Below are 18,681 nucleotides of genomic sequence, written 5' to 3' on the forward strand. Positions count from 1 at the left end.
AGAGGAAAACAATAATGAAGCAATATCAATCTCTGAGCGGTTGGGGCCGCGCTGCAGCGAGCGGTCTGCTGCTGGCGCTGCTCGCCGCCTGCTCGGTCGAGCCGACCTATAAGCGTCCCGATGTCGACACGTCGGCGGCGTTCAAGGAAGCGCCCACTATCGCGCCGCAGGATGCGGGCACGTGGAAGCCGGCTCAGCCGGCTGACGATGCGCATCGCGGCGAATGGTGGCAGATTTTTGGCGACCCCAAGTTGAACGACCTGGAAGAGCAGGCCGCGGCGGCTAACCAGGATCTGAAGGCAGCGGCGGCGCGTGTGCAGGAGTCGCGGGCATCGTTACAGGCAGCACGTTCCGACTGGTTCCCGAAGTTCGATGCGGGTTTTGGGCCGACGCGCGAAACCGCGTCAGCAGCCTCGCAGTTCCTGCCGCAGAGCACCGGTTCGGAAACCACGACGCTGTGGCGCGCGCAGGGCACCGCGTCGTACGAAACGGATCTGTTCGGCCGGGTTGGCTCGAATGTGAATGCGATCCAGGCGGATGCGCAGCAGAGCGAAGCGTTGTTCCGTTCAGTGCAGCTGGCGTTGCAGGCTGACGTCGCGCAGAACTACTTCCAGTTGCGCGAGCTCGATACGGATCAGGATCTGTACCGTCAAACGGTAGCGTTGCGTGAGAACACGCTCAAGCTGATCCAGCGGCGCTTCAACGAAGGCGATATCAGCGAACTGGATCTGGCGCAGGCGCGTAACGAACTGGCGAGCGCACGTGCGGATGCGGTGGGCATCGCCCGGCAACGAGCCGCGTCCGAGCATAGCCTCGCGATTCTGCTCGGCAAGGCGCCGGCGAACTTCTCGTTCCCGGAAACGCCGCTCGTGCCGGTGGCTGCCCGCGTGCCGCCGGGTCTGCCTTCTGCATTGCTCGAACGTCGTCCTGACGTGGCGGCGGCTGAGCGTGCGATGGCTGCGGCCAATGCGCGCGTCGGGCTGGCGAAGTCGGCGTTCTTCCCGAAGCTGGATATCACCGGTGCGGCGGGGTTTGAATCGGCCACGTTGGCTGATCTGTTCATGTGGTCGAGCCGCACGTTCCTGCTCGGGCCGTTGGCGGGTACGGCCTTGACGGTGCCGCTGTTCGACGGCGGCCGTCGCAAGGCGAACCTCGCTCAGGCGCGCGGCAAGTACGACGAAGACGTGGCGCAGTATCGTCAGCAGGTGCTGGAGGCGTTCAAGGAAGTGGAAGACAACCTCTCCGATCTGCGCCTGCTCGACGATCAGATGCAGGCGCAAAACGATGCGGTCACCGCGTCGCAACGGGCTTCGCATCTGTCACAGACGCAGTATCAGGAAGGGCAGGTGAGCTATCTGGATGTCATCGACAGCGAGCGGCAAGTCCTGCAGACGCAGTTGCAGGCGACCCATCTGGAAGGCACGCAGGCGGTGTCGACGGTGAACCTGATTCGCGCGCTGGGTGGCGGGTGGGGCTCGGATGTTGCTGCTTCCGGCGTGCCGGTGGCAGCTGCGCCGGGTGCGGCAGGTAACGCAAATGCGAGCTCCGCCGCTCCTGCTGCTCCCGCCGTTGTTGCTGTTGTGAAGGATGTGCCACAACAGGTGGCAAAGCAGTAATGGCCTAGCCCTGGTGGTGGGTAACACTAGTACTGGTGCATCAAGGGGCTGAGCAGCGAGCTCAGCCCCTTTGTATATCGTCTGGCGCGATTTCCTTTCCAAAATCGCTTCGTAGACCGCCTTCCGCCTGGCGTCTATCATGATTCGCACCTCATCTGGAGAGAGGCGATGACCTGTCAACCGTTCCGTTGTCCGCGCTGATCCTTCTGCGCGTCACGCCTTTCGAGCTGCGTCAGCGGCTCTGATCCTGCTATCCGCTTACCTGCAGCATGCATTGGCGCATGTTGCAGCGTTCGCTTGCGCCAGGCAAACACATCATTGAACGGGTCCGTCATGAGCTTTTCTATTTCCAACTTGCGCCGGCTGTCGCTTGCGCCGCGCGCATCGTTTGCGCGCTTGAGCGGTGTCGTCATGATGGCATTCACGTTGGCGGTTGCTGCGGCGAGCGCCCACGCCGCCGATACGCCGACGCTAACCATCGGCATCGCCACCACGCCCCAAATCGGTGCTTTGCAGGAAGCGGCGCGTGAGGCCAAGGCGCAAGGGCTCGATGTGAAGATCATTGAGTTCACCGACTGGAATACACCGAACGCGGCGCTCGCGAACAAGGATATCGACGTCAACTACTTCCAGCACATTCCGTTTCTGGAGAACGCCAAGAAGCAAGGCGGCTATAACTTCGTGGCGATCGCACCCGGCACGATCATGAAGATCGGCCTGTATTCGAAGAAAGTCAAAAGCTTCGGTCAGCTGAAGGACGGCGCTACTGTCGCGATTGCCAACGATCCGGTGAACGGCGGCCGTGGACTGCTGTTGCTGCAGCGTGCCGGGCTCATCAAGCTAAAGCCGGGCGTGGACTATCGCGCGACGACGCTCGATATTGTCGACAACCCCAAGCATCTGAAGATCGTCCAGCTCGAAGCGTCGCAACTGGCGCGCTCGCTTGACGACGTGGATCTGGCCGAAGGCTATCCGAGCTTCATCAAGCTCGCCGGGACCGCGGATCCGAATAGCGCGTTGCTGTTCGATGGCGTCGAAAACAAGATCTTCGCAATCCAGTTTGTCGTGCGTCCGGAAAGCGCGAACGATCCGCGTATTCTCAAGTTCATTTCCATCTATCAGCACTCTCCGCAGGTGCGCGCTGAACTCGACAAGGCGTTCGGCAATCTCTACGCGGTTGCGTGGTAATCGCATCGGCCTGCGCTCGCTTGTGATTTAAAGCTTTAGCTAGGACGGATACGATGCCTTCTCTGTTCGACACGCCCGGTTTTATCGCGGCCGCACCGGCCTGGTCCGCACGTCCTGCAGCGCCCGATGCGCAAGGTCCGGCGGTCGTATTCGACCGGATCGGCAAGGTGTTCGGCAACTCGCCCGGCACGGCTCCGGCGCTCGCCGATGTGCAATTGCAAGTGGCGCGCGGCGAAGTGTTCGGCATTATCGGCCGCAGCGGCGCGGGCAAATCGACGTTGCTGCGGCTCGTCAACGGTCTGGAAAACCCCAGCTCCGGCACGGTTAGCGTGAACGGCGTCAGCGTGGGCGAACTGGACGAGCGCGGCCTCGTGGCTTTACGGCGCCGCACCGGCATGGTGTTCCAGCATTTCAACCTGCTCTCGGCCAAGACGGTGCGCGAGAACATCGGCTTGCCGCTAAAGATCGCAGGCGCCTCGAAGGCCGCGATCGAGCGCAAGGTCGATGCGCTGCTCGAACTGGTCGGGCTCTCCGAAAAGCGCAATGCGTATCCTGCAAGTCTCTCGGGAGGGCAGAAGCAGCGCGTTGGGATTGCCCGCGCGCTGGTGCACGACCCCGATATTCTGCTGTGCGATGAGGCCACCTCGGCGCTCGATCCCGAAACGACTCAGGCGATTCTGGCGCTGCTGCGCGATATCAACCGGCGCCTTGGGTTGACGATCATCCTCATTACGCATGAGATGCAAGTGATCCGCGAAGTCTGCGATACGGTGGCCGTGATCGAGCGCGGTCAGGTAGTGGAGACCGGACCGGTCTGGCAGGTGTTCGGCGCACCGCAGCACGATGCAACCCGTGCACTGTTGCGCACGCTGGTGCACGATCTGCCGGCGGATCTCGCCGCTCGTGTGAAGCCGTTGCATGAGGTGACGTCAGGCGACGCGCAGGTGCTACTTGACGTGCGCTTCACCGGGGCGGATGAACGTGAGCCGGATCTGGGCGCGCTCGCTCAGGCGCTGAGTGTCGAGGGCGGGCGCGTGAGCTTCGTACATGGCGGCATCGACCGGATTCAAGGGCATGCGCAAGGACGCCTTGTGGTGACCGCGCAGATTCCCACGGCCGCGGGCCTGGATTTGGCCGACGGCGCACGCGGCGCCGACACGCCCGCTGTCCGCGCACAGATTGCCGCTCTCGTGGAGCGCGCACGGCAGCATGCCAATCACGTGGAGATACTCGGTTATGTCTGACATTTGGCTCTCCGAACTGGCCGGGGCGATTCGCGACACGCTCGTGATGGTCGGCGTGTCCGCCGTGGTTGCGCTGCTGGTCGGCATCCCGCTGGCGCTCGTGCTGGTGACCACCACGCGCGGCGGCATCTTCGAACGGCGCTCGGTCAACACGACGCTTGGCGCACTGGTCAACGCATTCCGCTCGACGCCTTTTATCATCCTGCTGGTCGCATTGCTGCCGCTCACGCGTCTGCTGGTCGGTACGACGATCGGGGTGTGGGCAGCCATCGTGCCGCTTAGCATCGCCGCCATTCCTTTTTTCGCGCGCGTCGCGGAAGTCAGCCTGCGCGAGGTCGATCGCGGTCTGATCGAAGCGGCGCAGGCGATGGGCGCGCAGCGCCGTCATATCATCTGGCATGTGCTGCTGCCGGAAGCGTTGCCTGGCATTCTCGGCGGCTTCACGATCACGGTGGTCGCGATGATCGGCTCGTCGGCGATGGCCGGTGCGGTCGGCGCCGGCGGTCTCGGCGATCTCGCGATCCGTTACGGCTATCAGCGCTTCGATACCACGGTGATGGTGACGGTCATCATTCTGCTGATTGTCATCGTCACGGCCGTGCAGTTCGTCGGCGATCGCTTTGTGCGTCGGCTCGGTCATCGCGCATAATGCACAGGTATCCGACACTTGGTTTGGAGTTTGCATGAACGAGTTGGACCATCCCGCGGCGCGTGACCCGCAGGCGTCATCTGCGTCGCGCGATCTGTCGAGCCTGCTGGAAGCGTTGCGCGCGAGCGCTGCGGAGCGTGACCGCCAGGGCGGCCACGCAGCACAGGAGAAGCAGTGGATTGCCGAGGCGGGTCTGCTGACGGTAGCCGTGCCGCGCGAATTCGGCGGCGCTGGCGCGGCCTGGCCCAAAGTCTACGAAACGATCCGTTCGATTGCGCGCGTCGATAGCGCGCTCGCGCATCTGCTGGGTTTTCAGTGCCTGCAGGTCGTGAGCGTCGATGTATGGGGCAATCCGGCGCAACGGGTGCGCTATCTGCGCGGCACCGTCGAGGGCCGTTGGTGGTGGGGCAATGCGGTCAATCCGCTCGACACCCGGCTGGTTGCAAGCGCAACGGCTGACGGCGGTTTCCGTCTCGACGGACAAAAGGGCTTCTGCTCCGGCACGCGTGGTTCGCGGATGATGACCGTATCGGCGCACGACCCGCAGACCGGCAAGCCGATTTTCGCCGTCGTGCCCACGACGCGCGATGGCATCACCGTCAATGAAGATTGGGACCCGATCGGTCAGCGGCAAACCGATAGCGGTAGCGTGTCGTTTGCGAACGTGAAGGTCGAGCCGGAAGAAGTGCTGCACCGCTCGGAAACACTGCCCACGCCGCGCGCCACGCTGCGTACGCTGGTGTCGCAGCTGGTGTTGACGAACCTGTTCGTCGGCATTGCGCAGGGTGCGCTTGAAGAAGCGCGCCAATACGTGAACAAAAACGGACGGCCCTGGATCAACTCCGGCGTCGACAAGGCCACAGACGATCCTTACCTGATCGCACGATTCGGCGAGATGCGTTTGCAGACAGTCAGTGCCGAGGCGCTGGCGGAGCGCGCCGCGCAAGCACTCGATGACGCCTGGAACAAGGGCACGGCACTCGACGCCGAGGAGCGCGGCCGGGTTGCATTGGCCACATCCGAGGCGAAGATTCTCGCGCACCGGGCCGCCCTCGAGGTGAGTCAGAACCTGTTCGATGCCTGCGGCGCGCGCGCCACCCATGCGCCACTTGCGCTCGACCGTTTCTGGCGCAACGCTCGTGTCCACACGCTGCACGATCCACTCGACTACCGGGTGCGCGACGTTGGCCGTTACGCGCTTAGCGGCGCATTGCCGGAAGTTTCTTTGTACACTTGAGGTCGACTGCGGCACCCGTTGGCGGGTGCCGTTGCTACGTCAATCTCAAGAGGTCGCCGGCTTGCCATTCAATTTACCGACTACGGCCACCGCGCCGTTCTGTCCGTCCGAAGTCCAGGGCACCGTCGCCGTCTCGCAGGGGGCGTCGCTCTGGAAGCGGATCATGCAGTTCGCCGGTCCCGGCCTGCTGATTTCGATCGGCTACATGGACCCCGGCAACTGGGCCACCGATATCGAAGCCGGCTCGCGTTACGGCTATAACCTGCTGTTCGTGGTGGTGCTGTCCAGTCTCGCGGCGATGGCGCTGCAGTGCCTGAGCATGCGGCTTGGCATCGCCACCGGTCAGGACCTCGCACAACTGTCGCGTAGCCGCTACTCGCCGGCCATCGCCCGGGTTCAATGGCTGCTCGCCGAGGTGTCGATCATCGCCTGCGATCTCGCCGAAGTGCTCGGCGGCGCGCTCGCGTTTCATCTGCTGTTCAAGTGTTCTCTTACCACCGGCGTGATCCTGACCGCGTTCGATACGCTGATCGTGCTCGGCCTGAAGGGCAAAAATTTCCGCGATCTCGAAGCCATCATTCTTGGGCTGATCGCCACCATCGGCATTGGCTATATCGTGCAACTGGTGCTGGTGCATCCGCACTGGCCGTCTGTGATGGCTGGACTTGTGCCGTCGTGGCACGCCATCAACAGCCGCGAGCCGCTCTATCTGTCCATCGGCATCCTCGGGGCGACCGTGATGCCGCACAATCTGTATCTGCATTCGTCGATCGTGCAAACGCGCGCTGTCAAACGCGATTCACGCAGTATCGCCTCGGCCATCGGTCTGTCGCGCCTCGATACGATCGTCTCGCTTGTGATCGCGCTGTTGATCAACGCGGCAATCCTGATTCTCGCCGCCGCCGCCTTCAATGCGACCGGGCACAACCAGGTCACGGAAATCGAAGATGCTTACCGGCTGCTCGCGCCGATCGTCGGGACGGGTTTCGCTGCCGTGCTGTTCGCCATCACACTGCTCGCGTCCGGGCAAAGCTCGACGTTTACCGGCACCGTCGCCGGGCAGGTGATCATGGAAGGCTTTCTTAAACTGAAGATTCCTTGCTGGCAGCGCCGCTTCATTACCCGTGCACTGGCGCTGATTCCCGCGCTGATCGGCGTGCGGACGCTCGGCAACGGCGCGGTGGGGACGCTACTGGTCGCAAGCCAGGTAGTGTTGAGCCTGCAGTTGCCGTTCGCGCTCTATCCGCTGATCCGTATGACTAACGACCGTTCGCTGATGGGCGAGTTTGCCAATCGTCTGCCGACCCGGCTGCTCGCGTGGGCGCTATTCGTCGTGATTACGGCCGCGAACCTGTGGCTGGTGGTGCAAACGGTGGGATGGCTCAGCTGAGCGCGCACGCTTGCATGCGACCTGTAGATCGGGGAGGTGTGACAAATACCGTGAAGTGTCGCGAACGACTTGATGAGATGCGCTACCAGAGGTTGTAACGACCTCTGGTCGACACAATGATGCCGGATGTGAAGGCGAGGCTCGAATCTGCCGGATGTGCGGCAGGATGAACCGTCAGCCGGATAGCCGGCGCAAAAACGGGTGACACTAAACAAACCGACCGGAAATCAGTCGGGTCAGGCAGCTTCCGCGATTTGCGTAGCTTCCAACGCTTCCAATGCTTCTTGCGCTTCCAGTTTGGCCGCAGCAGCAGCTTTCTTCGTCTTGCCGGCGCGCGACGGCGGCTGGCAGGCGCCACACACGACGTTGTGCTGCAGATCGTGCTTGTGCGCGACAAACTTGCCCGTGCAACGGCAGCACGGTGTGAGTTGCAGGATCTTGGCGTCGAAGAAACGCACCAGCGTCCACGCACGCGTCAGGTCCAGCACCGGTTCCGTTTCACTGTGTTTGCAGTGTTCCAGATACAGCCGGTAACCCTTGGTCAGCGCATCCAGATGCGAGCAATGCGCTTCGTTCTTCAGGAACAGGTACGTGTTGTAGAACAGCGAAGCATGAATGTTCGCCAGCCACGTCATATACCAGTCTGCCGAGAACGGCAGCATTCCCTTGGGTGGTGAAACACCCTTCACCTCGCGGTAGAGGCGAATCATGCGGTCGCGCGACAGCGTCAATTCGCTCTCGAGCACTTGCATGCGTGCACCGAGTTCGATTAGCGCGATTGCGCGGAATACGTCCTGTGCATCTTCCGTCAGACTTCGCTTGAGCATCGCGGTCACTCCGTTTAAGCGAATTGCTCGGCTGGCTGGCCGGCCAGCAGGATAGCCGCATGAGTCGGCGATACCTCTGCGTGCTTTGTCGTTTGCGTCAACGCCGACAACATTGAGTGGTCGTTGAAGCGGAAGAAGCACAAAAGCTGGTCGGAAGAGGCCAGTTTGACAATTTGCGCGAGCGACAGCCCGGCAAGCAAATCGGCCAATTGCGACGACAAACCCAAACGGAACATCCCGATGGCTTTGTCCTCGCGCAACATACGTTGCGCGAGCATGATGTAAGACAAATTGATCTCGCGGATAGACTCCCGCGTCTCGCTGCTACGGTCCATTTTTGTGTTTCCGAAGCCCCGAATTGCTATGTCGGCTTTTTTGCGCCGTTATGCTTTTTGTACCCTCGCCGGACACTGATGACCTCCGGCGACATTTACGACTTGAAACGTGTCCTGACTGTTTGATACAAGGTGTTACAACTCGTAACACCTTGGAAGCAATTGTATGAAGTGCATTTCAGGAAATCAATACCTTCTCAAAAAAATATCTCACAAAAATACAACAATTTTCGGTAACTCTTTCACGGAGCCGTAATAGAGGCGGCAGCGAGGGTTCCGGAGCGTGTGCAAATCGTGTCTGAGCCGCCACAGGCCTTGCAGAATGGGGCTTGTCGGAATGGTCTGAGGAAATTCGTTTGAATCTCGGTAATAACGCTAATAAGTGCTTCAAACGGAAAGCTAAAAGAAAGAAATGGGCAAAATGCAGTAATAACTACTTGCCACAACGAAGTTTGGGGGACAAAAGAGGATGTAACACATTGCGGGTGACCCAGTTACAAACTCGGCGGCAAATGTAACGTGTGGGTGGAGAGAGTTACCGGCTCCGCCCGAACGTTCGGTCGGAGGCATCGGCAGCGAGATTCCGCTGGATCCCACCGAGCGCGGTCGGGTGTTGTAAAAGTTAGACAGATGGCGAAGCGGCGATCGGCCCGACAGCCTCAGAATCTGCCTGACACCAGGCCGATATTGGTCAAATCGATAAGACAAATCGACGTTACAACTACCCACGGGTGGCCCGTGGCCTCAGATGAGGCGCGCCATCAGGTCGGCATCGTGAAATACCCCGTCGATGCGGAGCGCGTCGACTTCCCGGCCGTAACAGCGAAATCCGAGCGATTCATATAGATGGCGCGCCGCTTCGTTCTGTTTTGTAACAACGAGCTGGATTTGCCGTAGGCCCTCGATCCACTCGCTGCGCGCGAGCAAGTCGTTCAGCAGCGCACGCCCGACGCCGCGACCGGCGGCTTCGGGCGCGACATACATGCCGACCACCACCGCCTTGTGGCGCTCCTTGACCCGCGGCTCACGTCTGAGTCCGACCGTGCCGATCAACCCGAGGTCCTGCGCGGCGAATGCGCCGAGTATGAAATTGCCCTCGGCTGCTTGATCGCCTTGCAGGATGGCCTCGTATTGCGCCGGGCCTTTCTCGAGCGCCTCCTGATGGCTCGTTCCGAACGCCTCCGGGTGCGCCTGCAGACCGCGCAGACGTAACTGGAAGAAAGCGTCGAGATCGGCGAGGTTGAGTTGCCGGATCAGCGGGGCGTGCTCCATGCGTGTTTCTCCGTGCGGGTGGGACTTGAGTGGGCTTCGCATGGTAGCCGTACGACCGCCCACAGGAGGCGAGCTTCAGGAGTTACTTGTGGCGTCCTTCGATGCCGCTATGGCCCGGACCTTCTGCCGAATCTTCTGCGTATGCGCGCAAGGCCACGGCGGTCTGTGGATCGGCAGGAAAGAAGGCCTCGATCGCGAGCTCGGAGAGCGTGACATCCACCGGCGTCCCGAACACGGTCGTGGTGCTGAAGAACGACAGCACGCCAAGCGGCGTGCGCAGGCGCAGCGGTATGGCGATCTGATTGAGGGTGGCGTTGCTGTCCTCTGCCGCGCCTTCCGCGCCCGGGGGCGTGGGATAGGCGGCAAGTTCGTCACGCAGTGCCGCGAGCGTTTCGTCGGCACTGACGTCGATCTGCCGCTGCAACCGCGCCAGCACATGCGTGCGCCACGCGTGCCAGTTAACAATAGAGGAGGCGATACCGTCTGGATGGAGACTGAGGCGCAGGGCGTTGACGGGCGGCGCCAGCAGGGCTTCGCTCGCTGCGCCGACCAGCGGCGCGAGCGAGCGGTTGGCGGCGACGATGGTCCAATGCCGGTCGATTGCGAGCGCCGGATAGGGTTCGTGTCCCTTCAGGACCAGTTCCACCGCTTCACGTGCGGCCGTCAGTTGCGGGTCGGTCAATGGACGCTCGCGAAACAGCGGCGCGTAGCCGGCCGCCATCAGCAGCATGTTACGGGCGCGCAGCGGGACGTCGAGGCGCTCGGCGAGGTGCATCACCATTTCGCGGCTCGGCAGGGCGCGGCCCGATTCGACGAAGCTCAGATGACGGGTCGAGATGTCGGCTTCCGCGGCGAGTAGCAGCTGGCTCATGCGGCGCCGCTGCCGCCAGTCGCGCAACAGTTCGCCGACTGTGCGGCTGGCCGACGATGGGCCCGATGGGCCGGCTTGGGGGAGGGAGAGAGTGCTCATGAGGCAATCATAGCCAGGACGGGGAGGGATTGCCTTACCTCCCAGGTAATCGACTCACCGCACCCCATCGCCGATCCTTCAGTCCGAGCCCGCCCCAAACGCGCTGTTTGCCAGGCGTCGCGCTCAGCCAAGCTACTGAAGGAGTCTGTGATGAACGCACATACCGATCTGATCGACCGCTATTTCGCGGCGTGGAATGAAACGGACGCAGGCAGCCGCCGCGAACTGATCGCCGCGACCTGGAGCACGGATGCCGCGTATCTGGATCCGCTGCTCGCTGGCAACGGTCATGACGGAATCGACGCGATGATTCGCGCCGTCCATGAACGATTTCCGCGCCACACCTTCCGCCGCACCACGGATGTCGATGGCTTCACAAACCGTCTGCGTTTTTCGTGGGAGCTGACCATGCCCGATGGCACGCCGATCGTCAAGGGTTCGGACTTTGGCGTGGTCGATCCGGCCGGACGGCTGCAGGCCGTGACCGGTTTTCTCGACGCCACGCCAGGCGCCGCCTGAGGCCAATCAAAGTCAACTGAGGGCAACCGAGGCCAACCCAGGCCTCCACCTTCCCACTTTCAAGGAGATCATCATGCGCGAGCATCGTGCCGCAGGGTTTGCGGTGACACTCGCGTTCGAACGGGTGCTCGGCACCCTCGACGCAGTCAGCACCGCCATTGCCGGCTTCGCGCTATTGGCCGGCGCGCGGGCGTTCACCTTCACCGCATTGCTGGCATGGCGCGAGCCGGTGCTGGGCGGTGCGGGTCTGATGTTGCTGGGACTGGTGGGCTGGCTGCGCTGGTTTAGCAGTCAAAGAAGAGTGGCCGGGCTGGAAGGCACGAAGCCCTGCTCGGGGTCGCCGGCTTCACGATAAAATGACTGACCGTTTGCCCACCGCACGCGACTGGCTTCTGTGGACGAGCGTTCGCGCGGATCAGCCTGCCTCGTCGCCACCCGGCGCAGGTGTTCCTGATCGAGCGGCGAAACGATCATAAATAGAGGGGGAGTAAATGATACGGGGTTGTGTAGTGATGTTGATCGCCGCGGCACTTGCCGTGCTCGGCGGTTGCGGCAACAAGGAAGGTGACGAGTTCGTCGGTAAGTGGCAGAGCACCAAGGGCCGCGAAAGCGTCGAGATCAGCCGCAATGACGACGGCTTTGTCATCGCCAACACCAGTGGCGGCAGCGTAAGGCCTGGGGTGGCATCTGCCGTATATCGGGACGGCGTGCTGGAGGTCGAATCGACGGGCCGCATTGAAAGCATCCCCTACGACAAGCAACACGACACGATTATCTTGCCGACCATGACCGGCTCGGCGACGTTCAGCCGGGTCAAGTGAGGTTTCGCGGCGCATAGTGCCTATCAGACCGCCGCCGCACGGCATCCGGGCGGCACCTGCTAACATGTGACTCGCCGCGTCGGACGATACGTCCGGACGCGCAACTTGCCGTCACCGTCGAATCCGCCATGTCGCTCATTAGTCTGCTTGATCCGTGGGAGCCGTCGTTTGTGCTCGTCGCCGTGTTCGTTGCCGTCGCGGCGCTGTTTGCGCGCGGTTCGCGCCACATCCGCGTCAGCTTTGCCCGGCGTGCGGCATTCTGGATCGGGCTCGTGCTGTTCTATATTGCGCTGCACACACGCCTCGATTACTACGCCGAGCATCAGTTCTTCGTGCACCGGCTCCAGCATCTGGTGCTGCATCACCTCGCTCCCCTGATCCTGATGGCTTCGTACCCGGGCAGTGTGCTGCGCGCTGGTTTACCGCTGCGCTGGCGCAGCGCGCTGCGGCGTTGGCAACGCCTGAGGCCCGTGCGGATCGTTGCCGCCGTGGCGTTCAATCCAGCCTTTATCTCCATCGTTTTCGTTGTGTCCGTGGTGTTCTGGTTGATTCCGTCCGTCCAGTTCGTCGCAATGCTCGACTGGCGCATCTACACGTTCATGAACTGGTCGGTCGCGGTGAGCGGCCTGCTGTACTGGTGGATGCTGCTCGATCACCGGCCGAGTCCGCCGAGCCGCACGCGTCCAGGCCTGCGGGTGCTGTCTCCGGTGATCACCATGACGCCGCAGATCCTGGTGGGCGCCATCATCACCTTTTCCTCGCAGGATCTTTATCCGGTGTTCACGCTGTGCGGCCGCGCGTTCACGTCGGTGCCGCCCGCGCTCGATCAAAGCCTCGGCGGCCTCATCATGTGGGTGCCCGCTGGGGTGCTCGAAGCGATCGGCGCGCTGATGGCGCTGCGCCACGTGATGCGTCTGTCCACCTTGCCGTCGCGCGTGCCGCCGAAGGCGAGACGGGGTGCGGCAAGGACGAAGCCGGCGCTGCAGGCGGGAAGCTGAACAGTCCGTTTCGGCTGCCGTGCACAACCGGGACTTCTTGCTGGGCTTCACGGTAGCCTGATCCCGTACAGTTTGAACTGAACAAGGACATGTCGTGCTCGAAGAACGATGCGATGTCGTAGTGGTAGGGCTCGGCGCCATGGGCGCGGCCACGCTTTATCAACTGGCGAAGGCTGGCGCGAAAGCGATTGGCATAGACCGATATGCTCCACCGCATGACCAGGGATCGAGTCACGGAGACACTCGCATTACCCGGCTGGCCGTTGGAGAAGGCGCCGAGTACGTGCCGTTGGTGCGCAGGTCCCAGCAAATCTGGCGCGAACTGGAAGCGCGCGACGGCGACGCGCTTTTCGAGCAATGCGGGGTCCTCGTCATGACCTCGAGCGGGACACGCACATCGCATCATGGCGCGGCTGATTTCACGGCGCGCACCATCGAGCTGGCACGTACCTATGGCATCGCTCACGAGGTCCTCACGGCCGAACAGCTCCGGGGGCGTTTCCCGCAATTTGCGCCGCTTCGCGATGACGCGATCGCGTACTACGAACCGGAAGGGGGCTTTGTGCGTCCCGAGCGGTGTATCGCTGCGCAACTGAAAGCGGCGCGAGAACTCGGGGCCGCAGTGATCGCCGGTGCACCGGTTTCCACTGTGGAGTCGGCGAGCAATGTGGTCCGGGTCAGGGCGGGTGATCGGACGGTGGTGGCGGACAAAGTCGTCGTCTGCGCCGGCATGTGGTCGGCTGAACTGTTGGGCGAGCCGTTTAAAAGCTTGCTGAGGGTGTGCAGGCAACAGCTCTTCTGGTTCAAGCTTGAAGAGCCCGTGATTTTTCCTGAAGTCTCGCCGAGCTTCATTCTCTCGCACGGTCCTTTGGAAACGGATTGGTGTTATGGCTTTCCGCCCATTCCCGGTGAAGGCAGCATGAAGATCGCGGCGGAGCAATACACGGCGCAGAGCTTGCCCAATTCGCTTGATCGCACAGTATCCGACGCCGATGTGGCGGCCATGTTCCGCACGCATGTCGCAGGCAAGATCGCCGGCGTGACCGCGGAACGGGTCAAGGCGAGTGTCTGCACCTACACCGTGACGCCTGACTACGGTTTCATCATCGATGATCACCCTGCGCTCAAGAACGTCACCGTGGTTTCGGCCTGTTCGGGTCACGGCTTCAAGCATTCGGCGGCGATCGGCGAGGCGGTGGCGCAGCGCGCTCTCAGCGGAAGCAGCCAGATTGACCTTTCGGCCTTTTCGTTAAGCCGTTTTTCCTGAGGCAGGCGCAAGGCCGCTGTCTGGCTCGTGCGTTTTACCGTAGGCTTGCGGGCTCAGACTGCAGGCGATACCGCCGCCCCAATCATCATTGCCGTCCCGCCAGCGATTATCGTTTCGGCGTGCGATGCTTTGATATAGTTGAACGGCTGAGCGATCGTCCAGATCGCTTGTGTCCTGGCCCAGATGTTCGAGAAAAAGCTGACAGCGTAGCGCCTTTGCTGCGTCGGCGTCCCAGACACTCGCGTTCATTTCGCTATGGCCGTACAGCGAATTCGCATGAAGGTTGCACGATCCGATGGTGGCCCATGCGTCGTCGATCAGCATGAGCTTGGCATGGACGTAGACGTAACGTCGGCCATCGGCTTCCGTTGGCCCTGCGAGTGCGGCGAGCGTGAAATTTTCATAGCGGTCGAGTGCTTCGATCTGCTCGAAAAACGCCGTGCGTTCAGGATTCTTTCGCCACAGAGCCACATGTGGTTCAGGGTCTCCCGGGACCAGAAGAACCACGAATACCCCTCGTTTTAAGGCAGTTTCGAGTGCACCGGCAATGGCGGGCACCGGAAGCGCCTGATTTTCCAGGTAGATCGAGCGACGCGCGGCGTCGATGGCCAACAGATATTGATCGGTGATGGATCGCTCGCCGTTGGCGATGGGATAGGCTTCTTCAAGTCCGGGGGCTGCGTGCGCGTCGCGATAACATTCGGTGTGCACGTTGCGTTGAATCTGCACGGTGCTCGGGCCTTGCGCCTTCGATAAACGCGTTGGGAACGCGAGATTCGAGTGACCGTTAGGTCCATACACGCCAAGCGCCCCATTCCGCTCACTGGTTTCATTCCAGCGCTGAACGAAGTTGTGATGCACATCGCTCGCGCATGGACCAGTGATCTCGACGTAGACGTCGTGGCGTTGTTCTCCGCCTGCGTGCCCAGGCTCGACGACTGCAAAAGTCGGGTTGATGCCGCCGACAAACGCGGTTTCCGACGACTCGCCCGCATCGATCAGCCAGCATTTCTGGTGGTGGCAATAGGCGGCGGGCGCGCGATCCCAGCGAGCGTTCAAACGCGAGTCCCGGGCGGCCAGCCAGTCGAAGTCCGCCTGCGTGCCTTCGAACGTCTGTCCGTATCCGCTGCTCGCGGGGTTGGGGCGCCAGAAAATCACCCGGACGTCGACGCCCCGCTGCGCTGCGGCGTCGAGCACATCGAACAGCGTGCCGCGGCCGTCCGGCATCTGAAAATGCTTCGCCACGAAGGTGACGGTGAGCCAGACACTGTGCTGGGCGTTTTCTACTGCGTCGCAGATGCGGCGAAACGCGGGGCCGCTGTCGACCAGCGGACGAACCCGGTTACCGGCCCGTCGCGGATAGGAACCCTGCGTGACGAACGGGATGGATGTCTGGCCGGGCTCGTTGTTTGTGGTCGGCTCGGAGTGGTGATCCATTGAAGGGTTCCAGGTGGAATTTGATGATCGTTAGAGACGCCGTTTCATTTTCGAGGAGGGGTAGCGCCAGCAAGCTTAAAAGAAAGTTATTCCGCGTTGTCAGGCGTTTTCTTTTCAGGCTCTTATGGCGTTTCGGGGCATTTCGCCTGTCTTTGCCCGAGCATTGCGCACCCGCTCAAAGGAGAATTAACCGGCTATTTGCGGTTTACGTAATAATTGCAGTGTAGCCTCCGTCGTTCCGCCAACCGTCAAAAATGCGCAGGTCATGGCTTTCAGCGAACCAAGGTCTCCATTTTTCAAGTGGATTGTCTCTTCCGCTCAGAATCTGAGTACCGAAAATCGGCAGATATTGCTTGCCAATCTGTTCACGAGAACGGCGTCCATTATTTTTGCGTCGATTTGTGAAATCAGTGTCTGCGCCACCGCCATTTACCTCCACCGGACTGCGCTTTATGCAGGTTGGGGACTCGCTGTCCTCGCGCTGCTGTTCACCCGGCTGCTGTTGATTTACGTTTGCTGCGAGCGTAGCGTTCGCGGCGAGCCTACGCCCACCTCCGCATTCCTGTTGGCGAGCATTCTCTGGAGCGCGGTGTTCGGCTTTGGCAGCCTGCTCTGCAATATCAGCGGCGACCAGACACTCTTTCTACTGGGAAACGTTTGTGCCGTCGGCGTAATAGGCGGCCTGGCAGGTCGCAACGCCGGCATCCCCCGCCTTGTGCTGATTCAGATCACGCTCATTCTCGGGCTATTGGGCCTGGGCGCTGCACTGTCTCCCGGCTCCGGCAAGCTCGTCCTGCTGTTTCAGGCGCCATTCTGCGCGGCAGGCTTCTTTACCGTCGCCTTGCGCAGCAATCGCGACACTGTCGCGTTGCTGACGGCGCGCGAAAACAGCCACCGCCTGGCGCGCCACGACAGTCTGACGGGCTTGCCTAACCGCGCGCGCATCAGCGAGCTCCTGCTCGAGCGCACGGGGACCGGAGTGCAGCAGGGCGACGAGCAATCGTTCGCTGTGCTACTAATCGACCTCGACGGCTTCAAGGCGATCAACGACAGTCTTGGACATGCTGCAGGCGACCAGATCCTGCAGGAAGCGGCGATACGTCTGCGCGATATCCTGCCGGCCGACGGTATCGTCGGACGCCTGGCGGGGGACGAATTCGTTGCGATCTACGATGGCGCCTCCCTGAGCGAAGACGTGCGTGCGCTGGCTGATCGCATCGTCAAGGCATTGGCCCGGCCGTTCGTGCTGAGCGAAGCACGCGTCCACATTGGTGCGAGCGTTGGCATTTCACTGTACCCCGAGCATGGCAAAACCGGGCCGCAATTGCTGATATGCGCGGATCGCGCCTTGTACGCCGTCAAGCGCAATGGCAAAAGTGCCTTTGCCGTTTTCGATGCCGACAAGCACGCCTCAGACGAAAGTCTGAGTCTGCTGCGCAGCGACCTTGAAGGCGCGATGCAGTCTTTTAGCGGCTTGCGGATGGAGTATCAGCCCATCATAGACCTTAGCGACGGCACCATCTCGGGACGCGAGGCGTTGCTGCGCTGGACCCACCCGACGCGCGGCGAGTTGTCTCCGGTCGCATTCATCCCCACCGCCGAACGCACGGGCCTGGTACTCGAACTGGGTGCATGGGCGCTGCGGCAATCGTGCATAGAAGCGGTCACCTGGCGCGATGCGGTTACGGTTGCGGTCAACGTCTCGCCTGTGCAATTGCGTGAGGAGTCGTTCGCTGCGACGGTCGAGTCGATCTTGCACAAAACGAAGTTGCCGCCGGAGCGCCTGCATATCGAGGTGACCGAAACAGTGCTGCTAAGCGACGATATCGCGACCCGGCGCAATGTCGCAACGCTTCGGGCATTAGGCATCGGGCTGGCGCTGGATGATTTCGGAACCGGCTTTTCAACCATGTCGACGCTCGTCCGCTTCTCGTTCGACGAGCTCAAGATAGACAGCTCCTTCGTCAAGGAATCCGTGCACCGGCGCGAATCCGCGGCGGTGGTCCGCGGGATCGTGGCGTTGGCGCGCGAGATGGGCATGCCGACTACCGCGGAAGGTATCGAGACCCACGAACAACTCGACTTCGTCCGCGCCTGCGGATGTACCCACGCGCAAGGCTACCTGCTCGGCAGACCGGAGCGGGCGGAAACTATCGCGCACCGCGAAGAACGGCTCGCCACAGACGGCGTGATTAAAGGCGAGGCAATCGGCTAACGGCGCGCACGCGCCCGTCCGCCGCTTGACTTCCCTACCCGAATTTCAGGCAATCCTTACGCAAAAAGTCCTCAAGTTGCAGCGCGATGCTGCCGTTTACATGCGTCGTGGCGTATGAGAGTCGCCACGCGGTGTTCTGCCCGACTTCGGAATCGTAATAGAAAAGTATTGATCAGCCATTCTGAATGAGCAGCAAAACCCATGCGTCATGTTTATGAGGAAACCTAAAGTAGCTGCATCGTCTGCCGATATTTAGTTAGATATCGCGTGGCACGAATGCGGCGCGCCGGGATTGCGCGGCGAACGACCTACCGAGGACCAGAATTCCATGCATAAGTGGAGGCGCCATTCGCTGCGGATCCTAAGTTGCCTTCTCGTTTGCCTGGAGATGGTTGCGGCCGTGCCGCCCGCCAGGGCAGCCGATGCCTGGTACGATGGAGCGACCCCGGTGTTTCGCCATGTCGAAATGCCGAGCGACATTACGCCTACGGCGATGCTGCAGGACAAGGACGGCCTGATCTGGATCGCCTCGCAGACCGGTCTTGCGAGTTGGGACGGCTATCGCTTCCGCACCTACATTGCCGATCCCAGCAAGCCCGGCAGCTTGCCTTCTTCCTATATCAATGCGCTCTATGAGGACCGCGAGGGCCGCCTCTGGGCAGCCACAGATAGCGGCGGCCTCGCAAGGCTCGATAA

19 protein-coding genes are annotated in these 18,681 nt (G+C 61.7%); 13 read left to right on the top strand and 6 right to left on the bottom strand.

All coding sequences use genetic code 11. The annotated features are described in order from the left end of the window. The first annotated feature begins 14 nt into the window (after nucleotides 1–14). Entirely contained in the window at nucleotides 15–1,616 is a 1,602-nt protein-coding gene (locus tag M0954_RS08405) for an efflux transporter outer membrane subunit (protein WP_297352627.1), read from the top strand. A gap of 176 nt (nucleotides 1,617–1,792) precedes the next feature. Here M0954_RS08405 and M0954_RS08410 read toward each other — a convergent pair whose 3' ends face one another. Further along, nucleotides 1,793–2,029, bottom strand: a complete 237-nt coding sequence (locus tag M0954_RS08410) for a hypothetical protein (protein ID WP_166660816.1) — start codon at nucleotides 2,027–2,029, stop codon at nucleotides 1,793–1,795. Here M0954_RS08410 and M0954_RS08415 point away from each other — a divergent pair. The 5 genes from M0954_RS08415 to M0954_RS08435 all read left to right on the top strand — a co-directional run bounded on the left by M0954_RS08415 (nucleotide 2,028) and on the right by M0954_RS08435 (nucleotide 7,324). Further along, the gene (locus M0954_RS08415; RefSeq protein WP_297352629.1) at nucleotides 2,028–2,804 is read left to right on the top strand and encodes a MetQ/NlpA family ABC transporter substrate-binding protein; all 777 of its coding nucleotides are present in this window, start codon (nucleotides 2,028–2,030) and stop codon (nucleotides 2,802–2,804) included. The genes M0954_RS08410 and M0954_RS08415 overlap by 2 nt on opposite strands. Before the next feature lie 53 nt (nucleotides 2,805–2,857). Next, nucleotides 2,858–4,048: a methionine ABC transporter ATP-binding protein gene (locus tag M0954_RS08420; RefSeq protein WP_297352631.1), complete on the top strand. Its 1,191-nt coding sequence runs from the start codon at nucleotides 2,858–2,860 to the stop codon at nucleotides 4,046–4,048. Then, on the top strand, nucleotides 4,041–4,697 hold the full coding sequence (locus M0954_RS08425) for a methionine ABC transporter permease (protein WP_122158452.1): 657 nt from the start codon (nucleotides 4,041–4,043) through the stop codon (nucleotides 4,695–4,697). The genes M0954_RS08420 and M0954_RS08425 overlap by 8 nt, the downstream gene beginning before the upstream one ends. A 34-nt stretch (nucleotides 4,698–4,731) precedes the next feature. Beyond that, nucleotides 4,732–5,934 carry an acyl-CoA dehydrogenase family protein gene (locus tag M0954_RS08430; RefSeq protein WP_123388133.1) on the top strand — a complete coding sequence of 401 codons (1,203 nt, stop codon included), beginning with the start codon at nucleotides 4,732–4,734 and terminating at the stop codon, nucleotides 5,932–5,934. Nucleotides 5,935–5,995: 61 nt separating this feature from the next. Continuing rightward, on the top strand, nucleotides 5,996–7,324 hold the full coding sequence (locus M0954_RS08435) for an Nramp family divalent metal transporter (RefSeq protein ID WP_122159563.1): 1,329 nt from the start codon (nucleotides 5,996–5,998) through the stop codon (nucleotides 7,322–7,324). A gap of 236 nt (nucleotides 7,325–7,560) precedes the next feature. Here the strand turns inward: M0954_RS08435 and flhC are convergent, their stop codons facing one another. From flhC to M0954_RS08455, 4 genes are all read right to left on the bottom strand, one after another. After that, nucleotides 7,561–8,151 (bottom strand): flagellar transcriptional regulator FlhC, encoded by a 591-nt coding sequence (gene flhC / locus M0954_RS08440; RefSeq protein ID WP_122158454.1) that lies wholly within the window; start codon nucleotides 8,149–8,151, stop codon nucleotides 7,561–7,563. A 14-nt stretch (nucleotides 8,152–8,165) separates the two neighbouring features. Then, a complete protein-coding gene (flhD, locus tag M0954_RS08445) occupies nucleotides 8,166–8,486 on the bottom strand; it encodes a flagellar transcriptional regulator FlhD (RefSeq protein ID WP_122158455.1) in 321 nt (106 codons plus the stop codon). A gap of 744 nt (nucleotides 8,487–9,230) precedes the next feature. Then, nucleotides 9,231–9,758 carry a GNAT family protein gene (locus M0954_RS08450; protein WP_123388132.1) on the bottom strand — a complete coding sequence of 176 codons (528 nt, stop codon included), beginning with the start codon at nucleotides 9,756–9,758 and terminating at the stop codon, nucleotides 9,231–9,233. A gap of 82 nt (nucleotides 9,759–9,840) precedes the next feature. Beyond that, nucleotides 9,841–10,728, bottom strand: coding sequence for a helix-turn-helix transcriptional regulator (locus M0954_RS08455; protein ID WP_297352633.1), 888 nt, complete (start codon nucleotides 10,726–10,728; stop codon nucleotides 9,841–9,843). A gap of 150 nt (nucleotides 10,729–10,878) precedes the next feature. Here M0954_RS08455 and M0954_RS08460 point away from each other — a divergent pair, with 150 nt between their 5' ends. From M0954_RS08460 to solA, 5 genes are all read left to right on the top strand, one after another. After that, on the top strand, nucleotides 10,879–11,247 hold the full coding sequence (locus M0954_RS08460; RefSeq protein ID WP_297352635.1) for a nuclear transport factor 2 family protein: 369 nt from the start codon (nucleotides 10,879–10,881) through the stop codon (nucleotides 11,245–11,247). 73 nt (nucleotides 11,248–11,320) lie between these two features. Next, nucleotides 11,321–11,602, top strand: coding sequence for a hypothetical protein (locus M0954_RS08465; protein ID WP_297352638.1), 282 nt, complete (start codon nucleotides 11,321–11,323; stop codon nucleotides 11,600–11,602). A gap of 157 nt (nucleotides 11,603–11,759) precedes the next feature. After that, on the top strand, nucleotides 11,760–12,068 hold the full coding sequence (locus M0954_RS08470) for a hypothetical protein (RefSeq protein WP_122158459.1): 309 nt from the start codon (nucleotides 11,760–11,762) through the stop codon (nucleotides 12,066–12,068). Between the two features lie 128 nt (nucleotides 12,069–12,196). Then, on the top strand, nucleotides 12,197–13,066 hold the full coding sequence (locus M0954_RS08475) for a cytochrome c oxidase assembly protein (protein ID WP_297352640.1): 870 nt from the start codon (nucleotides 12,197–12,199) through the stop codon (nucleotides 13,064–13,066). A 94-nt stretch (nucleotides 13,067–13,160) separates the two neighbouring features. After that, a complete protein-coding gene (gene solA / locus M0954_RS08480; protein ID WP_297352642.1) occupies nucleotides 13,161–14,333 on the top strand; it encodes an N-methyl-L-tryptophan oxidase in 1,173 nt (390 codons plus the stop codon). Here solA and M0954_RS08485 read toward each other — a convergent pair. Continuing rightward, on the bottom strand, nucleotides 14,316–15,770 hold the full coding sequence (locus M0954_RS08485; protein WP_297352644.1) for a phosphatidylserine/phosphatidylglycerophosphate/cardiolipin synthase family protein: 1,455 nt from the start codon (nucleotides 15,768–15,770) through the stop codon (nucleotides 14,316–14,318). The genes solA and M0954_RS08485 overlap by 18 nt on opposite strands. 265 nt (nucleotides 15,771–16,035) lie before the next feature. Here M0954_RS08485 and M0954_RS08490 point away from each other — a divergent pair, with 265 nt between their 5' ends. Both M0954_RS08490 and M0954_RS08495 read left to right on the top strand, forming a co-directional pair. After that, on the top strand, nucleotides 16,036–17,985 hold the full coding sequence (locus M0954_RS08490; protein ID WP_297352646.1) for an EAL domain-containing protein: 1,950 nt from the start codon (nucleotides 16,036–16,038) through the stop codon (nucleotides 17,983–17,985). 400 nt (nucleotides 17,986–18,385) lie between these two features. After that, on the top strand, nucleotides 18,386–18,681 hold a 296-nt coding region (locus M0954_RS08495; RefSeq protein WP_297352648.1), incomplete at its 3' end, for a two-component regulator propeller domain-containing protein.

This window comes from Paraburkholderia sp. (assembly GCF_026225065.1).
GTDB lineage: Bacteria > Pseudomonadota > Gammaproteobacteria > Burkholderiales > Burkholderiaceae > Paraburkholderia.